Annotated in this window: 7 protein-coding genes and 4 pseudogenes; 4 read left to right on the top strand and 7 right to left on the bottom strand. The window is 51.2% G+C overall.

Annotation, left to right across the window (positions count from 1 at the left end; all coding sequences use genetic code 11):
* Nucleotides 1-7 precede the first annotated feature (7 nt).
* A protein-coding gene (locus ACJHYO_RS22995) for an IS1-like element IS1B family transposase (RefSeq protein ID WP_095033700.1) occupies nucleotides 8-705 on the bottom strand; the annotation gives its coding sequence in 2 pieces (ribosomal slippage) (nucleotides 8-456 and nucleotides 456-705; 699 coding nt in all).
* Between the two features lie 234 nt (nucleotides 706-939).
* Here ACJHYO_RS22995 and iroN point away from each other — a divergent pair.
* Nucleotides 940-3,117: a siderophore salmochelin receptor IroN gene (gene iroN, locus ACJHYO_RS22990; protein ID WP_001222186.1), complete on the top strand. Its 2,178-nt coding sequence runs from the start codon at nucleotides 940-942 to the stop codon at nucleotides 3,115-3,117.
* Nucleotides 3,118-3,161: 44 nt separating this feature from the next.
* Here the strand turns inward: iroN and iroE are convergent, their stop codons facing one another.
* The 5 genes and pseudogenes from iroE to ACJHYO_RS22965 all read right to left on the bottom strand — a co-directional run.
* Nucleotides 3,162-4,118, bottom strand: a complete 957-nt coding sequence (iroE, locus tag ACJHYO_RS22985; protein ID WP_064055648.1) for a catecholate siderophore esterase IroE — start codon at nucleotides 4,116-4,118, stop codon at nucleotides 3,162-3,164.
* 84 nt (nucleotides 4,119-4,202) lie between these two features.
* Nucleotides 4,203-5,432 carry a catecholate siderophore esterase IroD gene (iroD, locus tag ACJHYO_RS22980; protein WP_000933675.1) on the bottom strand — a complete coding sequence of 410 codons (1,230 nt, stop codon included), beginning with the start codon at nucleotides 5,430-5,432 and terminating at the stop codon, nucleotides 4,203-4,205.
* Nucleotides 5,433-5,535: 103 nt separating this feature from the next.
* Nucleotides 5,536-9,195 carry a salmochelin/enterobactin export ABC transporter IroC gene (iroC, locus tag ACJHYO_RS22975; RefSeq protein ID WP_247791117.1) on the bottom strand — a complete coding sequence of 1,220 codons (3,660 nt, stop codon included), beginning with the start codon at nucleotides 9,193-9,195 and terminating at the stop codon, nucleotides 5,536-5,538.
* A gap of 139 nt (nucleotides 9,196-9,334) precedes the next feature.
* Nucleotides 9,335-10,450, bottom strand: coding sequence for a salmochelin biosynthesis C-glycosyltransferase IroB (iroB, locus tag ACJHYO_RS22970; RefSeq protein ID WP_001318220.1), 1,116 nt, complete (start codon nucleotides 10,448-10,450; stop codon nucleotides 9,335-9,337).
* Nucleotides 10,451-11,760: 1,310 nt separating this feature from the next.
* Nucleotides 11,761-12,780: pseudogene (locus ACJHYO_RS22965) on the bottom strand (integrase core domain-containing protein); the annotation flags it as partial.
* Between the two features lie 520 nt (nucleotides 12,781-13,300).
* On the opposite strand from ACJHYO_RS22965, the pseudogene ACJHYO_RS22960 reads away from it, so the two are divergent.
* Nucleotides 13,301-13,405: pseudogene (locus ACJHYO_RS22960) on the top strand (lysis system i-spanin subunit Rz); the annotation flags it as partial.
* Nucleotides 13,365-13,513, top strand: a pseudogene (locus ACJHYO_RS22955) (Rz1 family lipoprotein); the annotation flags it as partial. The pseudogenes ACJHYO_RS22960 and ACJHYO_RS22955, both read left to right, overlap by 41 nt.
* Nucleotides 13,514-13,596: 83 nt before the next feature.
* Here ACJHYO_RS22955 and iss read toward each other — a convergent pair.
* Entirely contained in the window at nucleotides 13,597-13,890 is a 294-nt protein-coding gene (gene iss, locus ACJHYO_RS22950) for an increased serum survival lipoprotein Iss (protein ID WP_000738422.1), read from the bottom strand.
* A gap of 626 nt (nucleotides 13,891-14,516) precedes the next feature.
* Here iss and ACJHYO_RS22945 point away from each other — a divergent pair.
* A pseudogene (locus ACJHYO_RS22945) lies at nucleotides 14,517-15,753 on the top strand (IS3 family transposase).
* The last annotated feature ends 806 nt before the right edge of the window (nucleotides 15,754-16,559 follow it).

Below are 16,559 nucleotides of genomic sequence, written 5' to 3'. Positions count from 1 at the left end.
CTCCAACTTATTGATAGTGTTTTATGTTCAGATAATGCCCGATGACTTTGTCATGCAGCTCCACCGATTTTGAAAACGACAGCGACTTCCGTCCCAGCCGTGCCAGGTGCTGCCTCAGATTCAGGTTATGCCGCTCAATTCGCTGCGTATATCGCTTGCTGATTACGTGCAGCTTTCCCTTCAGGCGGGATTCATACAGCGGCCAGCCATCCGTCATCCATATCACCACGTCAAAGGGTGACAGCAGGCTCATAAGACGCCCCAGCGTCGCCATAGTGCGTTCACCGAATACGTGCGCAACAACCGTCTTCCGGAGCCTGTCATACGCGTAAAACAGCCAGCGCTGGCGCGATTTAGCCCCGACGTATCCCCACTGTTCGTCCATTTCCGCGCAGACGATGACGTCACTGCCCGGCTGTATGCGCGAGGTTACCGACTGCGGCCTGAGTTTTTTAAATGGCGGAAAATCGTGTTGAGGCCAACGCCCATAATGCGGGCGGTTGCCCGGCATCCAACGCCATTCATGGCCATATCAATGATTTTCTGGTGCGTACCGGGTTGAGAAGCGGTGTAAGTGAACTGCAGTTGCCATGTTTTACGGCAATGAGAGCAGAGATAGCGCTGATGTCCGGCGGTGCTTTTGCCGTTACGCACCACTCCGTCAGTAGCTGAACAGGAGGGACAGCTGATAGAAACAGAAGCCACTGGAGCACCTCAAAAACACCATCATACACTAAATCAGTAAGTTGGCAGCATCACCATCAATTTGATATTTATGAAAAATCAATATATTTATCTTGTGAGGGATTGCTTTTTTTTTGCTAAATGATATTAATTATCATTCTTATATAAAAACAATAATGGCAGTAAAAAATATCTGGCAAGGATGTGAGCTTAACGATCAAACATTTTAAGTTAGGCATTTATTAGGGAATAGGTATGAGAATTAACAAAATCCTCTGGTCGCTAACTGTGCTCCTGGTTGGGTTGAATAGCCAGGTATCAGTAGCCAAATCCTCCGACGATGATAATGACGAGACTCTGGTGGTGGAAGCCACCGCTGAGCAGGTATTAAAACAGCAGCCGGGCGTGTCGGTTATTACCAGCGAGGATATTAAAAAGACCCCTCCGGTAAACGACCTTTCAGATATTATTCGTAAAATGCCTGGCGTCAATCTTACCGGCAATAGCGCCTCGGGCACACGCGGTAACAACCGCCAGATCGATATTCGTGGTATGGGGCCGGAAAACACCTTAATTTTAATTGATGGTGTACCGGTGACGTCACGTAACTCCGTGCGTTATAGCTGGCGTGGAGAGCGTGATACCCGCGGTGACACCAACTGGGTGCCACCGGAACAGGTTGAGCGTATTGAAGTGATCCGCGGCCCTGCGGCGGCGCGCTACGGTTCGGGGGCAGCCGGGGGGGTGGTGAACATCATTACCAAACGTCCCACCAACGACTGGCACGGTTCGCTGTCGTTATACACCAATCAGCCGGAAAGTAGCGATGAGGGCGCTACGCGTCGCGCCAATTTCAGCCTTAGTGGGCCTCTGGCTGGTAATGCTCTTACCACGCGTTTGTATGGTAACCTGAATAAAACGGATGCTGACAGTTGGGATATTAATTCTCCGGTCGGTACGAAAAACGCAGCCGGGCATGAAGGGGTACGTAACAAAGATATTAACGGCGTTGTCTCGTGGAAATTAAATCCGCAGCAGATTCTCGATTTCGAAGCCGGATATAGCCGCCAGGGGAATATCTATGCGGGCGATACGCAAAACAGTTCTTCCAGTGCAGTTACCGAAAGCCTGGCAAAATCCGGCAAAGAGACGAACCGCCTGTACCGACAGAATTATGGCATTACGCATAATGGTATCTGGGACTGGGGACAAAGTCGCTTTGGTGTTTATTACGAGAAAACCAATAATACCCGCATGAATGAAGGATTATCCGGCGGTGGTGAAGGGCGTATTTTAGCGGGTGAAAAGTTTACGACCAATCGCCTGAGTTCCTGGCGAACCAGCGGCGAGCTTAATATTCCTTTGAATGTGATGGTTGATCAAACGCTGACCGTTGGTGCAGAGTGGAACCGCGATAAGCTCGATGATCCTTCCTCTACCAGCCTGACGGTGAATGACAGTGATATCAGCGGTATTTCTGGCTCTGCTGCGGATCGCAGCAGTAAAAATCATTCTCAAATCAGTGCGCTGTATATTGAAGATAACATTGAGCCGGTTCCTGGCACGAATATCATTCCCGGCCTGCGCTTTGATTATCTCAGCGACTCCGGCGGGAACTTCAGCCCCAGTCTGAATCTTTCGCAGGAATTGGGCGATTATTTCAAAGTCAAAGCAGGGGTTGCCCGAACCTTTAAAGCCCCAAACCTGTATCAATCCAGTGAAGGCTATCTGCTCTACTCGAAAGGCAATGGCTGTCCAAAAGATATTACATCAGGCGGGTGCTACCTGATCGGTAATAAAGATCTCGATCCGGAAATCAGCGTCAATAAAGAAATTGGGCTGGAGTTCACCTGGGAAGATTACCACGCAAGTGTGACCTACTTCCGCAATGATTACCAGAATAAGATCGTGGCCGGGGATAACGTTATCGGGCAAACCGCTTCAGGCGCATATATCCTCAAGTGGCAGAATGGCGGGAAAGCTCTGGTGGACGGTATCGAAGCCAGTATGTCTTTCCCACTGGTGAAAGATCGTCTGAACTGGAATACCAATGCCACATGGATGATCACTTCGGAGCAAAAAGACACCGGTAATCCTCTGTCGGTCATCCCGAAATATACTATCAATAACTCGCTTAACTGGACCATCACCCAGGCGTTTTCTGCCAGCGTCAACTGGACGTTATATGGCAGACAAAAACCGCGTACTCATGCGGAAACCCGCAGTGAAGATACTGGCGGTCTGTCAGGTAAAGAGCTGGGCGCTTATTCACTGGTGGGGACGAACTTCAATTACGATATTAATAAAAATCTGCGTCTTAATGTCGGCGTCAGTAATATCCTCAATAAACAGATCTTCCGATCTTCTGAAGGGGCGAATACCTATAACGAGCCAGGCCGGGCTTACTATGCCGGAGTTACCGCATCATTCTGATCGTAGTGTTTCAGGCGTACTGCCCGCGTAAAAGCGGGCAGTGTTTAGTGGCTTAACTCATGACAACCTGCTGTGTAATTTGCGTTTTCACCACTGATATCTAACAGTGCCTGGCGAAAGGAGGCATTGAACATCGGCCCGTGTCCTAGGTTGGGGAAATCCCAAAATACGGCATTGACGCCTTTATCTTTCAGTATAGTGAGGGTGGTATGAATTTTCGACAGCACCCCGACAGCATGCGTTTCCCGGTTATCACCCTGTGTCGCCGAGCCTTCCATTATCGCCAGGTGTTTGGCGCAGAATTGCAGAGGCTCAACCGCCGTAACGCGGCTTAGCAAAGCATCATAACCTCTGCCCAACGACGGGCTGGCGCTGTAGTACGACCGGAAGTAAGAGGAGGACAGCCAGGAATCCAGCACGAAGAGGCCGCCGTAGGAGTGCCCCCATAAGCCGCGGCGTTGCCGATCGATATTCAGTCCCTGTTCCACTTTTGGGGCAATACGCGTTTCCAGTAACTGGCGGAAGTTGTTGCTGCCACCACTCTTACGGCTAAAATGCCCTGAGTGGAGATCTGTTTTTCTGCTTTTTGCTGCTGGCGTATAGTCGTAAGCCCTGCTGTTGAGATCGAAAGGGAGGTTGGTCTGATACCCGACAGCCACGATCACTGGCGGTGTTTTTTCTGACAATTGTTTGAGCAGTTCGTCATCCAGGCGATCCATAACTGCGTTACCGTCAAGCATATATAAAATCGGGTAACCCGATGCCGGTGCGGTTGTATTCGGCACGGCCGTCCATACCCGATAATGGCGTGTGCCATCGACAGAGTCGAAAGAGGTGACGCTGAAATGGTAAAACACGGAGCCTTTATCGGCTATATTCGGCCCCAGTGGCCGCATATCCGGCTTCGCATAAACTTGCGCACTACAGATAAGGGTGAGGCAAGAAAGATGAAAGAAAATCGCTTTATGCGGGCGTGTTGAGCGATACTCGCGGGCATACATCTGATGATTATTCCTTTTCCGCAGGTGACTATTTGATTTATTCAGGAAGTCTGTACCGTTTCCTGAAAGTGTTTGTGGGTCAACTCAACCCTGTAGTAAACCAATCCCGTCAATCAGTGCACCGCGCCACCATGCGTAATCGTGACCACCGGTGTAGATTGCGCAATGGCTTTCGACGCCAGCGGTAATCAGCCGCTGGTGAAGCTGCTGAACGTGAGGCACTGTCGAACCTTCCAGCGATCCCACGCACAGGCTGATACGTACGCCCTGCGGTGGGGCAGAAAGCAGATGCTCACTCACCCATGAGGTATCGGTTTCGCTGAACAAGCCTGGTCGACTGGTTCTTTCTGGCGTCCACCACATTGAAGGAGAGTGGCTGAGCACCAGACCGAACGTTTCCGGTGCGTAACGAGCCCCCATTAGCGCACTGATCCCGCCGAGGCTCTGCCCGGCCAGCACTGTGCGCGAACGGTCTGCCCACTGACGCTGCGGTTGTTCAGCGCGAATCATCGGCAGCAGATGTCCGGCGATATCCTTTATCAGTTTGCTGCGCCCGCCGAGTATCTCAGTGCGTTCATGTTCATTAATGTTGTCAATGCCCAGTACAGCCACGGGCACGATGCGCCCATTATTTATGGCGGCGTCAATTGCCGCGCATACGCCAAGGTGATCAAACCAGGTTTCACCATCGGGCAGCACGACCAGCCCGAGGGGCTGAGAAATATCAACATCCGGAATATAGAGCCGAACCTGGCGAGATTTCCCGGCGATAATGCGCATGGAGGTAAGCAGTTGTCCGGTGTGGAAGCCGCCGTTCCATTCCGACAGGGCGGGAGCTTTATCAAGTGTCAGCACTGATTCCTTTGCGTTTCCCCGAACGTTGATCTCCGGCATTTTGTTTAGCGGATCGGCCTTTCCGGCAAGGGTGGCAAAACGGCCTCCGGACAGTGCAATCGTCTCAGCCGTAGTGCCGGGGGGGATTTCCAGCAGCGAATAGGAGCCGCAGTAACTTGCGGGTAAACGCAGTGTCAGTGTCCAGATATCCGTTTCGGGAAGGGCGCTCATCATTCCTTTTTCTACGTGCTCTTTATCCGTCACCCGGTTCAGACGCAGATAAACGCCCTGCAGAGGATGTCGGGCGCGCCACAGAAAGGTCACTTCTCGCTCATCTTCCGCTCCTTCGACTGGCGTCACAAGAGGAACATTCAGCGACTCAGCTTCGCGCCAGAAGTCAGTAAGGTTAGCAATGTGGCCCGCTGCCAGTTGGTTGCGCAGGCTGGCGATAGCAGAGGGATGTTGTTGCATGTTCAGCATTCATACTCTTTAAAAATTAAGGATGTCAGTATAAATAATTAAAGCGGCTATTCACGGTACCGCCGCTTCTGACTGTGTTTTTAATACATTACGTGTCCAGTAACTATCCCGGGGTTTCCTCCTTCATGTTGTGCTGGCGATGGAGCGCAGTACTGCTGACGCTGTCATGCCATAAGCGGGTATAGAGGCCGCCCGCAGATAACAGCTGTTCGTGGGTTCCGTATTCCGCAAGTAACCCCTTATCAATAACGGCAATCAGATCGCAGCGTTGCGCGGTGGTCAGACGATGTGCAACAATCAGCGCCGAGTGCTTCCCGGCATGCACGACATCTGTTAACGATGACATCAGTCGTTCTTCGGATGTGCGATCCAGACATGACGTGGCTTCGTCGAGCAGCAGGATGTGGGCATTCGCCAGTTGCGCGCGGGCCAGCGCAATCAACTGGCGCTGACCTGCGGGCAGATCGGCTCCGCCGTTATTCACCGGTGTCCGGAATCCCTGCGGCAGATTGCACACCATCTCATACAGCCCTGCCCGCTGTGAGGCAATTTCAACGTCTTCATTGGTGGCGGATGGCCGTGAATAACGAATGTTTTCTGCAATATCACTACTAAACAGTGCTACATCCTGATCGACAAGCCCAATCTGGCGACGATACTCAGTGAGCGAGGCATCATCGAGCATTTGCACACCGATTCTGATGTTGCCGTGCGTGGGGAAATACAACCCGGCAATCAGCTTAATCAGCGTCGACTTACCCGCACCGCTGCGACCGACGACCGCGACAACCATTCCCTCTGGGATCGTCAGGGTAAGTTTGTTCAGAGCTGGCTCGTGACTGTCGGGATAACTGAACGTGACCTCATCAAGATGCAGTGTACCGGTGACAGGGAGGACCGAAGAGGACCCGAGGTGCTCAGTGCCTTCTGTCGCCAGTAGTTCATCAATATGTTTGCCGCTGGCTGTCGCCTGCTGCCAGGCGTCGACAATCCCTGATAACTGCTGCACTGGCCCATAGAATTGCCCCAGCAACAGGAAGAAAGCCGCCAGTACCCCGGCAGTCATTTCTCCAGCGGCGACCTGCGAAGCTCCCACTAACAGAACAGCGGCATAGGAGGCCTCGGTGCAGAATGTCAGGAACGGAAAATAGACTGCAAGGTATTTTTGTGCTCGCACACGGGTTGCGCGGAAACGCTCCGATAACGCGCGCAGCCGGGCGCCCTCCAGTTCCTGCTGACCATGCGATTGCACGACACGCAGGCCAGAGACTTTTTCCTGCAGGGTGCTGTTGACTTTGCCTATTTCCAGCCGTGCCTGTGCATAAGCAGGGGTACTGAGGCGGCGATAAATCATGGTTGCCAGTGCGGCCACTGGCACTGCGCTTAATGCCGTCAGCGCCAGGAACGGGTCGAGCCAGAACATGGTGGCGGCGATTGCGAACATCGTCACCAGACTGGTGGCCGCACCGGCAAGGCCGTTTTGCAGAAAGCGGGCGAGAGAGTCCACATCAACGGTCATGCGGGTAAGACGCGAATCGGCATGCTTTTCATGCCAGGGGAGTCCAAGACGCAGCATATGGCCGAAGCTGCGCAAGCGCACCGAATGCTGAACTGATTCCGCCGCTCTGGCGGCGAAGACCGTCTGCAGAGAATAACTGCACCAGCCCACAATGACTAGGCACAGGGCGAGCAGGGCACAGAGGCCGATGATCGACATATCGCCTGTGGCGACACCGGAGTCAATGCCGTGCTGCAACAGTATCAGTACCCCTACGCCTGCCGCAGAATCGAGTGCGATCAGCAGAGCGGCGATGACGAACATCCACGCCACAGGCTTCAGTAGTGACGTGACTTTGCGACCTTTACCGGCCAGCGCCTGCTGTACTGCATTTTCCGGTACGCGGGTCATACGGGCGACAAAACCTTTATCCCCCGTATCCGTTACATCGTCTTGTGTCGCTGGTTCAGCCGGCCACAATTCGTTGTGGCTATTGTGGGACGTGGCCAGAAAATCGCTGTCGCCGGTCATCAGTGCGCGGAACGCCGGACAGCGCGCTTCAAGTTCTGCCGGGGTTCCGGTATCCACCATACGGCCCTTATCCAGCACCACAACCCGGCTGGCTAGCTGAAGTGTTGAACGCCGTCGGGCAATCACCAGCAGCATATGCCCTTCGTCAGCATAGCGACCCAGCGCGGTATTAATCTCCGCTTCCGTAACAGCATCAACCGCTGAGGTGGTATCATCCAGGATTAACACGTCCGGTGCAGTAATGAGCGCCCGCGCCAGCGCTATTCGCTGCCTCTGCCCGCCGGAAAGATTCGTACCCCGTTCGGTTAACAGGCTATCGAAGCCTTTCGGCAGGGCGTTGATAAAATCGCTGGCTCCTGCAGCAGCTGCCGCACGGCGAATGTCGTCCGCCGTTGCCTGAGGGTGGCCATAGGCGATATTTTCCGCCACCGTACCGGCAAACAGAAAAGCATCTTCAAATACGATGCCTACCCGGCGACGAAGCGCCTCCAGTCTGATATCGCGAAGATTTTGTCGGCCTTCGCTGGTGTTGAGCCATATCTTTCCGGAGCAGGGATCATAAAAACGCGCCAGCAGCATCAACAGGGTCGATTTTCCTGAACCCGATGCGCCCACCACCGCCACGGTTTCACCGGCGCGCAGGGAAAAGGAGATATTGCTGAGGATATGTCTGTCGCCATGGTGGTAGTCAAAGCTCATATTCTCCAGTTCCAGTCCGACAACCTGACTGTTAATCGACTCCGTCCCGTCCTCCATCTGTGAACGGGTGTCGATCAGTGCAAACACCCGCTCCACGGACGCCTGAGTGCGCTGTGCGATAACCAGAAACGATGCCAGTACGCGGGTTGGCCCGGTCAGCATCGCGAGGAAGCTGGCGAATGCAACGAAGGTACCGAGATCGATCCGCCCGTGCATGACCGACCACCCGCCGTAGCACAGCAGGACGATTTGCCCGAGCACCGGTAGCGCCAGCATGGTGGCCCCAGGCATCGCCTGCGAGATAACCGCACCGATGCGTACACGCACAATCTGCCGCGACTGCCTATCGAGCCAGTGCGTTTCACGCATCTCTGCCACACAGGATTTTACCACTGAGATCTGTGCCAGCACCTCGCGTATATGTTCGGTGAGATTCGCCAGTTGGTCCGAGGCCAGCCCGGTTTGCGCGAAGACCCTACGACGCGCACGAAGCGCGGTGATCGCCAGGCATACCAGTACGCACACGACGATAAGCGTCATGGCAGGGGACATCCACAGCATCACGGCAATGCCGGCAATGTAATAAGTGAACACTGCCAGCGGCACCGGGCACATCTGCAGCAGGGTATGCACCTGCTGCAGATCGCTGTTGGTCCGTGAAATCACCTGCCCGGTGCGCAGCGCATCCTGGCCTGCGCCGTCAAGTTTCTGAATACTGTCGAATACCCGTCCTCTGAGGGTATGCTGCACCCAGAGTGAGAGCATCCCGGCATAACCACGGCGCACATAGTTACCGATGAAATCAAAAAAAGCGATCAACAGTAACCCGCAGGCCAGCCACGGCAGGCGGGCCGGATTGCCCGCCAGTGCGTCATTCACAGCCTGTCTTGTCAGCAGTGGCGTCAGCGCAGCCAGCAAAATAGTCGATACTGACGCTACCACCACGATGACACTAAGTTTCTTACGTTCCCAGCACACGCGCGCTAGGCGAACTATCCATGACTGAGCCGGTGTGGGAGTGTGATTCGCAGGCATTAAGCCTCCTCCGTCTGTAAAATACGATCCACTGGCCGGATCGTTCCGCAAAAAAGCCAGCACGCTCCGGTCCCGCATTGTTATGGATGCATGACTCCTGGATGGGTGCTGGCATATGATTATCATGAAGGTGTAGTGGTTACCCTTTCTGTACCATTGTGATCAGGCTTTTCGCCACTTCACCTGGGCAGGGTTGCGCCGCCATTTCCGCTGCTACCTCTTCAGAGGCTTTGCGAAGTGAGCGATTGTTGAGGAAAGCATTGATCATGTTACTCGACAGGCCGACGTCGCCAGGGATAATCCCGCAGCCGCGTTCGGCAACAACGCGGGCATTTACCGGGCGATCGGCTCCCTGGCCGAAGACGATTTGTGGAATACCAGCGTGTAGCGCTGTCAGGGTATTGCCTGCTCCGCCATGATGAATGAAACCATCTGCGCCGTTGAGGAAGACACCCATGGGTATCCAGTCAACCAGGCGAACATTTGACGGCAGCGAGCGCAAATCGGACCGCGCATTGGCTGAAATATGCAGGATGATCTCGGCATCGACCTCACTGGCAGAATCCATAACCCAGGCGATTAGATCAAGGCCGTCAACCATCGGTTTGACAGTGCCGAGACTCACCAGCAGACGTTTACGCTCGGGCCTTCTCTCCCACCATGGTTCCCACACCGCGCCACCGTTATACGGGACGTACTGCATCGGAATAATGGGTTCACCGTCGTTTTCCAGAATGCTCATACTCGGCGGTGTTACGTCGATCCAGGCCATATCACGTGGTGTGGCCCCCACATTGTGGCGACGATAGGCGTCCGTGAGCGAACGCGTTACACCCTTGATATGCCAGGGGGTATGGCCGAAGCCTACGGTTTGCATCACGACCGGTATATCATATTTGGCGGCAATCAGCGGCCCGATGACTCCGAGCGGAGGGTAGATGATGAGGTCAGGCCGCCAGTGTCCGGCAAACTCCACCAGATGGTCGGCCATTTCTTCGCTGAAGAATGAGAAGTTGCCCATTTGGGTTCCGATATTACTTTTTTTCCGCTGTGCCTCATGGTGGCGGTAACCAGCTTCGGAATCCAGACCGGGTGCGGCGTCAAACACCACCAACCCGGCCTCTGCCGCTTTTTGTGCGAATTGTCCTCCACTGGCGATCAGCACTTCATGACCGTTAACGCGAAATGCCTGCGCCAGAGACAGCACAGGATACAACAGCCCATAGAGAGGCGGGCCTACAAACAAAATACGCATGAGAAAATCCCTCTCCGCTTGACGATCTAAATCAGGCAGTCGACGCACTCATATGCCAGCAGCAGGACACGACTTTTCGTTAAACCTGCTTTACCAGATGCTGCGCCATTTGTGCTTCACCAGCGTTATGGACAGCTCAGTCAGAGACTTTTCCGTGACATACACAGGTGAACAGGGAACTCCGTATCCCCACTTCCATTAACGCTTACGCGCCATTGTCCTGTTGAACAGCCCAAATGGCGTCGGACAGCTACGCCGGGATGTTCTGACGCATTTGTGCAGTGTTAGACCGAACAACGAATCTGGAAAGAACCGTGATTTCTTAGACACACGATGCATCATCCTGATAGTCTCGCCTTCGCTGGTCTGTAAGTAAAAACGCCGTTGTACAGGCGATGTTTGTTCCCTTTCAGCCTTACCAGAAACAACACAGACACAAATGCTAATGATAATAATTACCAATATCATTTAACTATTGCAACGGTAATTAAAACTTAATAAAAAGGGAAGCTCCCAGAGGGCTATCTGGGGATATTTAAATTGAAACCTACGCTGCTACAGACCGTGGAGAATATCTTGCAAACGCTGAGCATGCTGTTCCAACTCACCGGAAGGCTGATAGACGTTAAGGCATTGGTGAGCGGTTCTGCCGTCGCCAAAAATGTATAGAGAACTCCGACCAGCAGCGTTTCATCCTCTGTCTATAGCGCAAGCGTGTCGAGAACTACTGCTGATATTACGCTGTTGGCGAATAATCCGATTTTTGCTCCTGACCAGGTGAGTTTTTTCGGCTTTTCGCTGCCAGTATCAGGCTTTCACGTCATCATTTTGGATACGTTATTTCACTAAATGGTCATTGTTAGGGAAAAGAGAATGTGTGACTAGGTCGTTTAGCGTTGCTTTCCATCACACTCTAGCCAATTCACAACTATGGGCGGTTCTCGACGATTCCAGGTCAGGTTGACGGGACGCTAGTGGTTTCAAAGCTTGGTCAACAGATAACGATTGAAAAAGTCATGATCTTACTGAAGTTGTGCGGATAGTGAGTAATGCCGCGAGACGAACTGGCCGGGAGATTGATGGAACTTTAAAAATTATCTCTTAACGCATTTACGAATGCAAAAAGTCTATTTTTTGGTTAGCGGAGAATTTGTTAAAAGAATCCAGCATAGTGAATCCCCCTGCGCGGCTGTCTCTTGATCAGATCTCCTGATAAAGAGACTTCATCACCAGCCTCAACCATATCCTGAAGTCTGAACCAGCCATCCCACATATCTACCCAACCGGGGCGGCCTGTGCGTTTGCTGTGTATGGGTCCACCACATATTGCAATTTTTGTTCTCTTTTAAAATATATTCCACGGGCGTCGTTAGTGCGAGCGCCTTGTGGAGTCTTTTGCTGTTATACAGCGCCAGATATTCCGCCAGTTTCAGGTTAAACAACGCCAGATCCTCAAAGAGTAAAATTTCATTAAATTCAATGAATTGCTCTCTTAATGCCCGGTTAAAACGTTCACAGATAGCGTTCATTTTTGGCGTGTAGGGATAGGTCCAGAGGTGTTTGATGGCGGCTTCCTGCAGCGTTTTGTCAAAGCTTCCCAGGAACTCTTTCCCGTTATCTGTGATGATCTGGCTGATACCGACAGGGAACAGCCGGGCTGCACGGCTGAAAAAGTGATTGACGATATCACTGTTGAGCGACGGCACAGCCAGCGCCAGTACATAATCGCTGTGTTCGTCGATCATGGTAATGATATAGCGACGCATTTCACCCATTCTGAGCTCAATGGCGTCCATCCCAATGAGCTCTCCTGTCTTTACCGGACGGTAGTGCTTTGGCCTGCGGGGGGGGGGGTGGTTCGCTTTTTGACAAGCAGAGCCTTACCCCGCGAGCTCAGACGTACTGGTATCATCCGCATTTTATCGTGTGCGGTGGCGATCATTCTGCCGATGGTGGAAACACTCGGGCAGGTCTGATGGCGTTATGCGCACCAGGGCTTCAGGCGAACAAAAATCTGCTCTTTACCGAGGTTCGGCAGCTCTGTCCTGAGGCGTCGAATCTCTTTCAGCACATCGGGATGCCAGTGCTTTTTTCGTCGCACCAGAGGTGCCTTACTGTGCGGGATTAGCCCCTCAGGTCCTCCCTTGATCAGTAACTGACGCCACCAGTAAAGCGTGCGGCAGGATACGCCAAAGGCTTCAGAAGCTGCAGAAATACCGTGTTTATCCCAGAAGTGCAGAGCCTTCATTCTCATTGTTGCTATATCAGCCATCACTGAAAGCCTCAACGCATAATCGGCTGCTTAGGATAGCCAACCTCAGGTGCTGCATTTGCATAGTGCAATCTCCCCTTACTTATCCGGAGGCAATTGCAATATCTCTGTGAACTTACACTGTGTATCATCAGGTTATTATGTGAGCTGGTAAATCAGATTTTGCATGGACTGAAATGATGCTGTTATTTAGGGACAAAGAACCGACTTTTTCTCTTGCCTCCTCGCCAGTAATGATTAATGGGAATGCTTCCTCTGGGGAGGAGGACAGTAGAAAAAAGAACCCGCCAGCAAAAATATTGGGGATGAACAGCTTTCGCTACTCAGGTTGTTGGCGGGTAAATTTCCTCATGAAATAAGAATGCTACGCGCTCTTTTTAATGAAAATGATAATCACTGTCAACTAATTGCGCATATTTTCTTCATACATGATTGATAAAGGTGATTCAGACTATCAGTGTTTTGCTGATGGCCTTTTTGTCTTTAGAAAACACCAGCCAGGCTGGTTGGTTCAGTTAAGCTTTCAGCTTCGAGAATTTTATGAAAGCTATTGATTTGTTAAAATAAATCACAGTCTGGTGACTGCAAAAGTTAAACGAGAAATCAAAAGGTGGCCCAAATCTGAAAATGAAGCTCTGCGTGATGATGTTGCCGCTGGTCGTCGTCGGTTGCATATCAGATCAATCTGCCCATCCCCGCGTGAAGCCACCACCGCCTCGGGCGTGGATAATGCAGCCCCCCCGACTGGCAGACATCGCTGAACAGGATTATTTCCTCCCTCAGAGAGAGGCTTATCACTATGCAAAAACAACTGTAGGGAGCCCAGAAGTATATTAATGAACAGTGCAGATGAGCTCCCCATATCGATGGGCAACTATTGTGAGCAATATACCCGGGCTTCCAGCGGAGTATAGATGCCAAAAGTGATAAAACCGAGCAATCCATTTACGAATGTTTGCTGAGTTTCTGTTTTAACAACATTTTCTGCACCGCCACAAATTTTGGCTGCATCAACAGTTTTCTCTTGTCCAATTCCCGAAACGAAGAAATGATGAGTGATGGTTTCCTTTGGTGTTACTGCTGTCGGTTTGTTTCCAACAGTAAACGTTTGTTGAGCACATCCTGTAATAAGCATTGCCAGAGCGGCAGAAAATAACATTTTTTTCATCTTATTATCCTGCATTGTTAAAAACGGCAGAATCCTATGTGATAATAATTAAACGATAGCTAAATGAACGAAAATTAAAAGTATAAAAGTGGTTACTCAGACTTGGTAGGTACTCAGAATCATGGGAAATGAATAAACCGCTTCATCTGTCCATTACTCTTTTAGGTATGTTGTATTGTCGCCATATTCCCCGCATTAACCATGACAGTAGCCCGACGGAGAACTCCTTCTGCAAGAGTATACGGGAATAATCAAAAACGATGCACATCAAGTGGTTCGGGTTGCTGTTTTACTAGTTTTCGCCACAAAAGCCACTATTTTCCCAGACAATATATCTCTGTCTGGGTTACATAACGTTTGTCCGTTTATTTCCTTACTGATTGAACAGACCTGATTTCGTATAGTGTAATGTATGTAGCATACAGCAACAGAATATCTTATCTCTGGCTACGGTGTATCGTACAGAACGGGCAAAATGCGGCGGTTTCTCCACAAGCATGTGGAGAAACATTCTGCCTCTAGGATTCGTGCACCTTAGACTGGCCCCCTGAATCTCCAGACAACCAGTATCACTTAAATAAGTGATAGTCTTAATACTAGTTTTTAGACTAGTCATTGGAGAACAGATGATTGATGTCTTAGGGCCGGAGAAACGCAGACGGCGTACCACACAGGAAAAGATCGCAATTGTTCAGCAGAGCTTTGAACCGGGGATGACGGTCTCCCTCGTTGCCCGGCAACATGGTGTAGCAGCCAGCCAGTTATTTCTCTGGTGTAAGCAATACCAGGAAGGAAGTCTTACTGCTGTCGCCGCCGGAGAACAGGTTGTTCCTGCCTCTGAACTTGCTGCCGCCATGAAGCAGATTAAAGAACTCCAGCGCCTGCTCGGCAAGAAAACGATGGAAAATGAACTCCTCAAAGAATCAAAGAAGCCGTTGAATATGGACGGGCAAAAAAGTGGATAGCGCACGCGCCCTTATTGCCCGGGGATGGGGAGTAAGCTTAGTCAGCCGTTGTCTCCGGGTGTCGCGTGCGCAGTTGCACGTCATTCTCAGACGAACCGATGACTGGATGGATGGCCGCCGCAGTCGTCACACTGATGATACGGATGTGCTTCTCCGTATACACCATGTTATCGGAGAGCTGCCCACGTATGGTTATCGTCGGGTATGGGCGCTGCTTCGCAGACAGGCAGAACTTGATGGTATGCCTGCGATCAATGCCAAACGTGTTTACCGGATCATGCGCCAGAATGCGCTGTTGCTTGAGCGAAAACCTGCTGTACCGCCATCGAAACGGGCACATACAGGCAGAGTGGCTGTGAAAGAAAGTAATCAGCGATGGTGCTCTGACGGGTTCGAGTTCCGCTGTGATAACGGAGAAAAACTGCGAGTCACGTTCGCGCTGGACTGCTGTGACCGTGAGGCACTGCACTGGGCGGTTACTACGGGCGGCTTCAACAGTGAAACAGTACAGGACGTCATGCTGGGAGCGGTGGAACGCCGCTTCGGCAACGAGCTTCCGGCGTCTCCAGTAGAGTGGCTGACGGATAATGGTTCATGCTACCGGGCTAATGAAACACGGCAGTTTGCCCGGATGTTGGGGCTTGAACCGAAGAACACGGCGATGCGGAGTCCGGAGAGTAACGGCATAGCAGAGAGCTTCGTGAAAACGATAAAGCGTGACTACATCAGTATCATGCCCAAACCAGACGGGTTAACGGCAGCAAAGAACCTTGCAGAGGCGTTCGAGCATTATAACGAATGGCATCCGCATAGTGCGCTGGGTTATCGCTCGCCACGGGAATATCTGCGGCAGCGGGCTTGTAATGGGTTAAGTGATAACAGATGTCTGGAAATATAGGGGCAAATCCACAATTTCTTAATATAAAAGATCCATTACATTGCTCTGCAACTATAACTGCGTATTACCGTGAAGGAGAACGGTGAGTAACGGCGTTTTTCAAGGCCATTGTCAACGACGGATGAAAAGTGGAATCCTCTGCTGGGATTCAGCTCCTAATGCTACAAATCTCATTGATGGCTTGATGTAACTTCACATATGGTTTCAGCCTCAAAGAAATCATTTTTATTAATTTTAACGAAGGGTTGGACAAAATGAGGAGGTATTAGCTTTGTTTTATGACGCATTTCCGAAAATTTCCGTGCCATATAGTGAGCATCTTCGCAAGCTTCCATAACAATAGTTGTGTAGGAGGAATTAGTAAGGAATTCGAATAATTTCGAGCACTTGGATTCTGACAGTTAAGGACTCTGCCTGTTGCATCTTGGCAGTGGACGTTGAATGAATTTTTGCCTAGATAAATACCAATCAAAGATGACGTTATTCATAATGGTTCTCCAAAAAAACACCGTCAGCGTACTGCTGCAGGGTAGGGTGATCATCTAATAAAATCCAGTATAACTGGATAAGAAAGATACTCCTGGTGAACTGGCTCCGCCACACTTACCAGGAAACACTATTCCCTGGTCGAACTTATCCTCCGGAAACACCTCTTTTAAGTGGTTTGAAGTTTTTCGGAATATATCGCACACAGAAAAATGCGGATATCACAGACAGACTTCTGTCGGTTCCAAATAGTGCAGACCCAAAAGCTATGTATCTTAGTACAGAACGGGTGCCCGACATCCTCGGAACGGATGTCTTTT

This window comes from Escherichia sp. WS1118 (assembly GCF_046487695.1).
Lineage (GTDB): Bacteria > Pseudomonadota > Gammaproteobacteria > Enterobacterales > Enterobacteriaceae > Escherichia > Escherichia coli.
Note: the sequence above shows the minus strand (reverse complement) of the source record. Positions and strands in the feature narration are given on the sequence as shown.

Coding starts and splice junctions, on each gene's coding strand:
- iroN (WP_001222186.1), top strand. CDS start 940: ATGAGAATTAACAAAATCCTCTGGTCGCTAACTGTGCTCCTGGTTGGG.
- iroE (WP_064055648.1), bottom strand. CDS start 4,118: ATGTATGCCCGCGAGTATCGCTCAACACGCCCGCATAAAGCGATTTTC.
- iroD (WP_000933675.1), bottom strand. CDS start 5,432: ATGCTGAACATGCAACAACATCCCTCTGCTATCGCCAGCCTGCGCAAC.
- iroC (WP_247791117.1), bottom strand. CDS start 9,195: ATGCCTGCGAATCACACTCCCACACCGGCTCAGTCATGGATAGTTCGC.
- iroB (WP_001318220.1), bottom strand. CDS start 10,450: ATGCGTATTTTGTTTGTAGGCCCGCCTCTCTATGGGCTGTTGTATCCT.
- iss (WP_000738422.1), bottom strand. CDS start 13,890: ATGAAAAAAATGTTATTTTCTGCCGCTCTGGCAATGCTTATTACAGGA.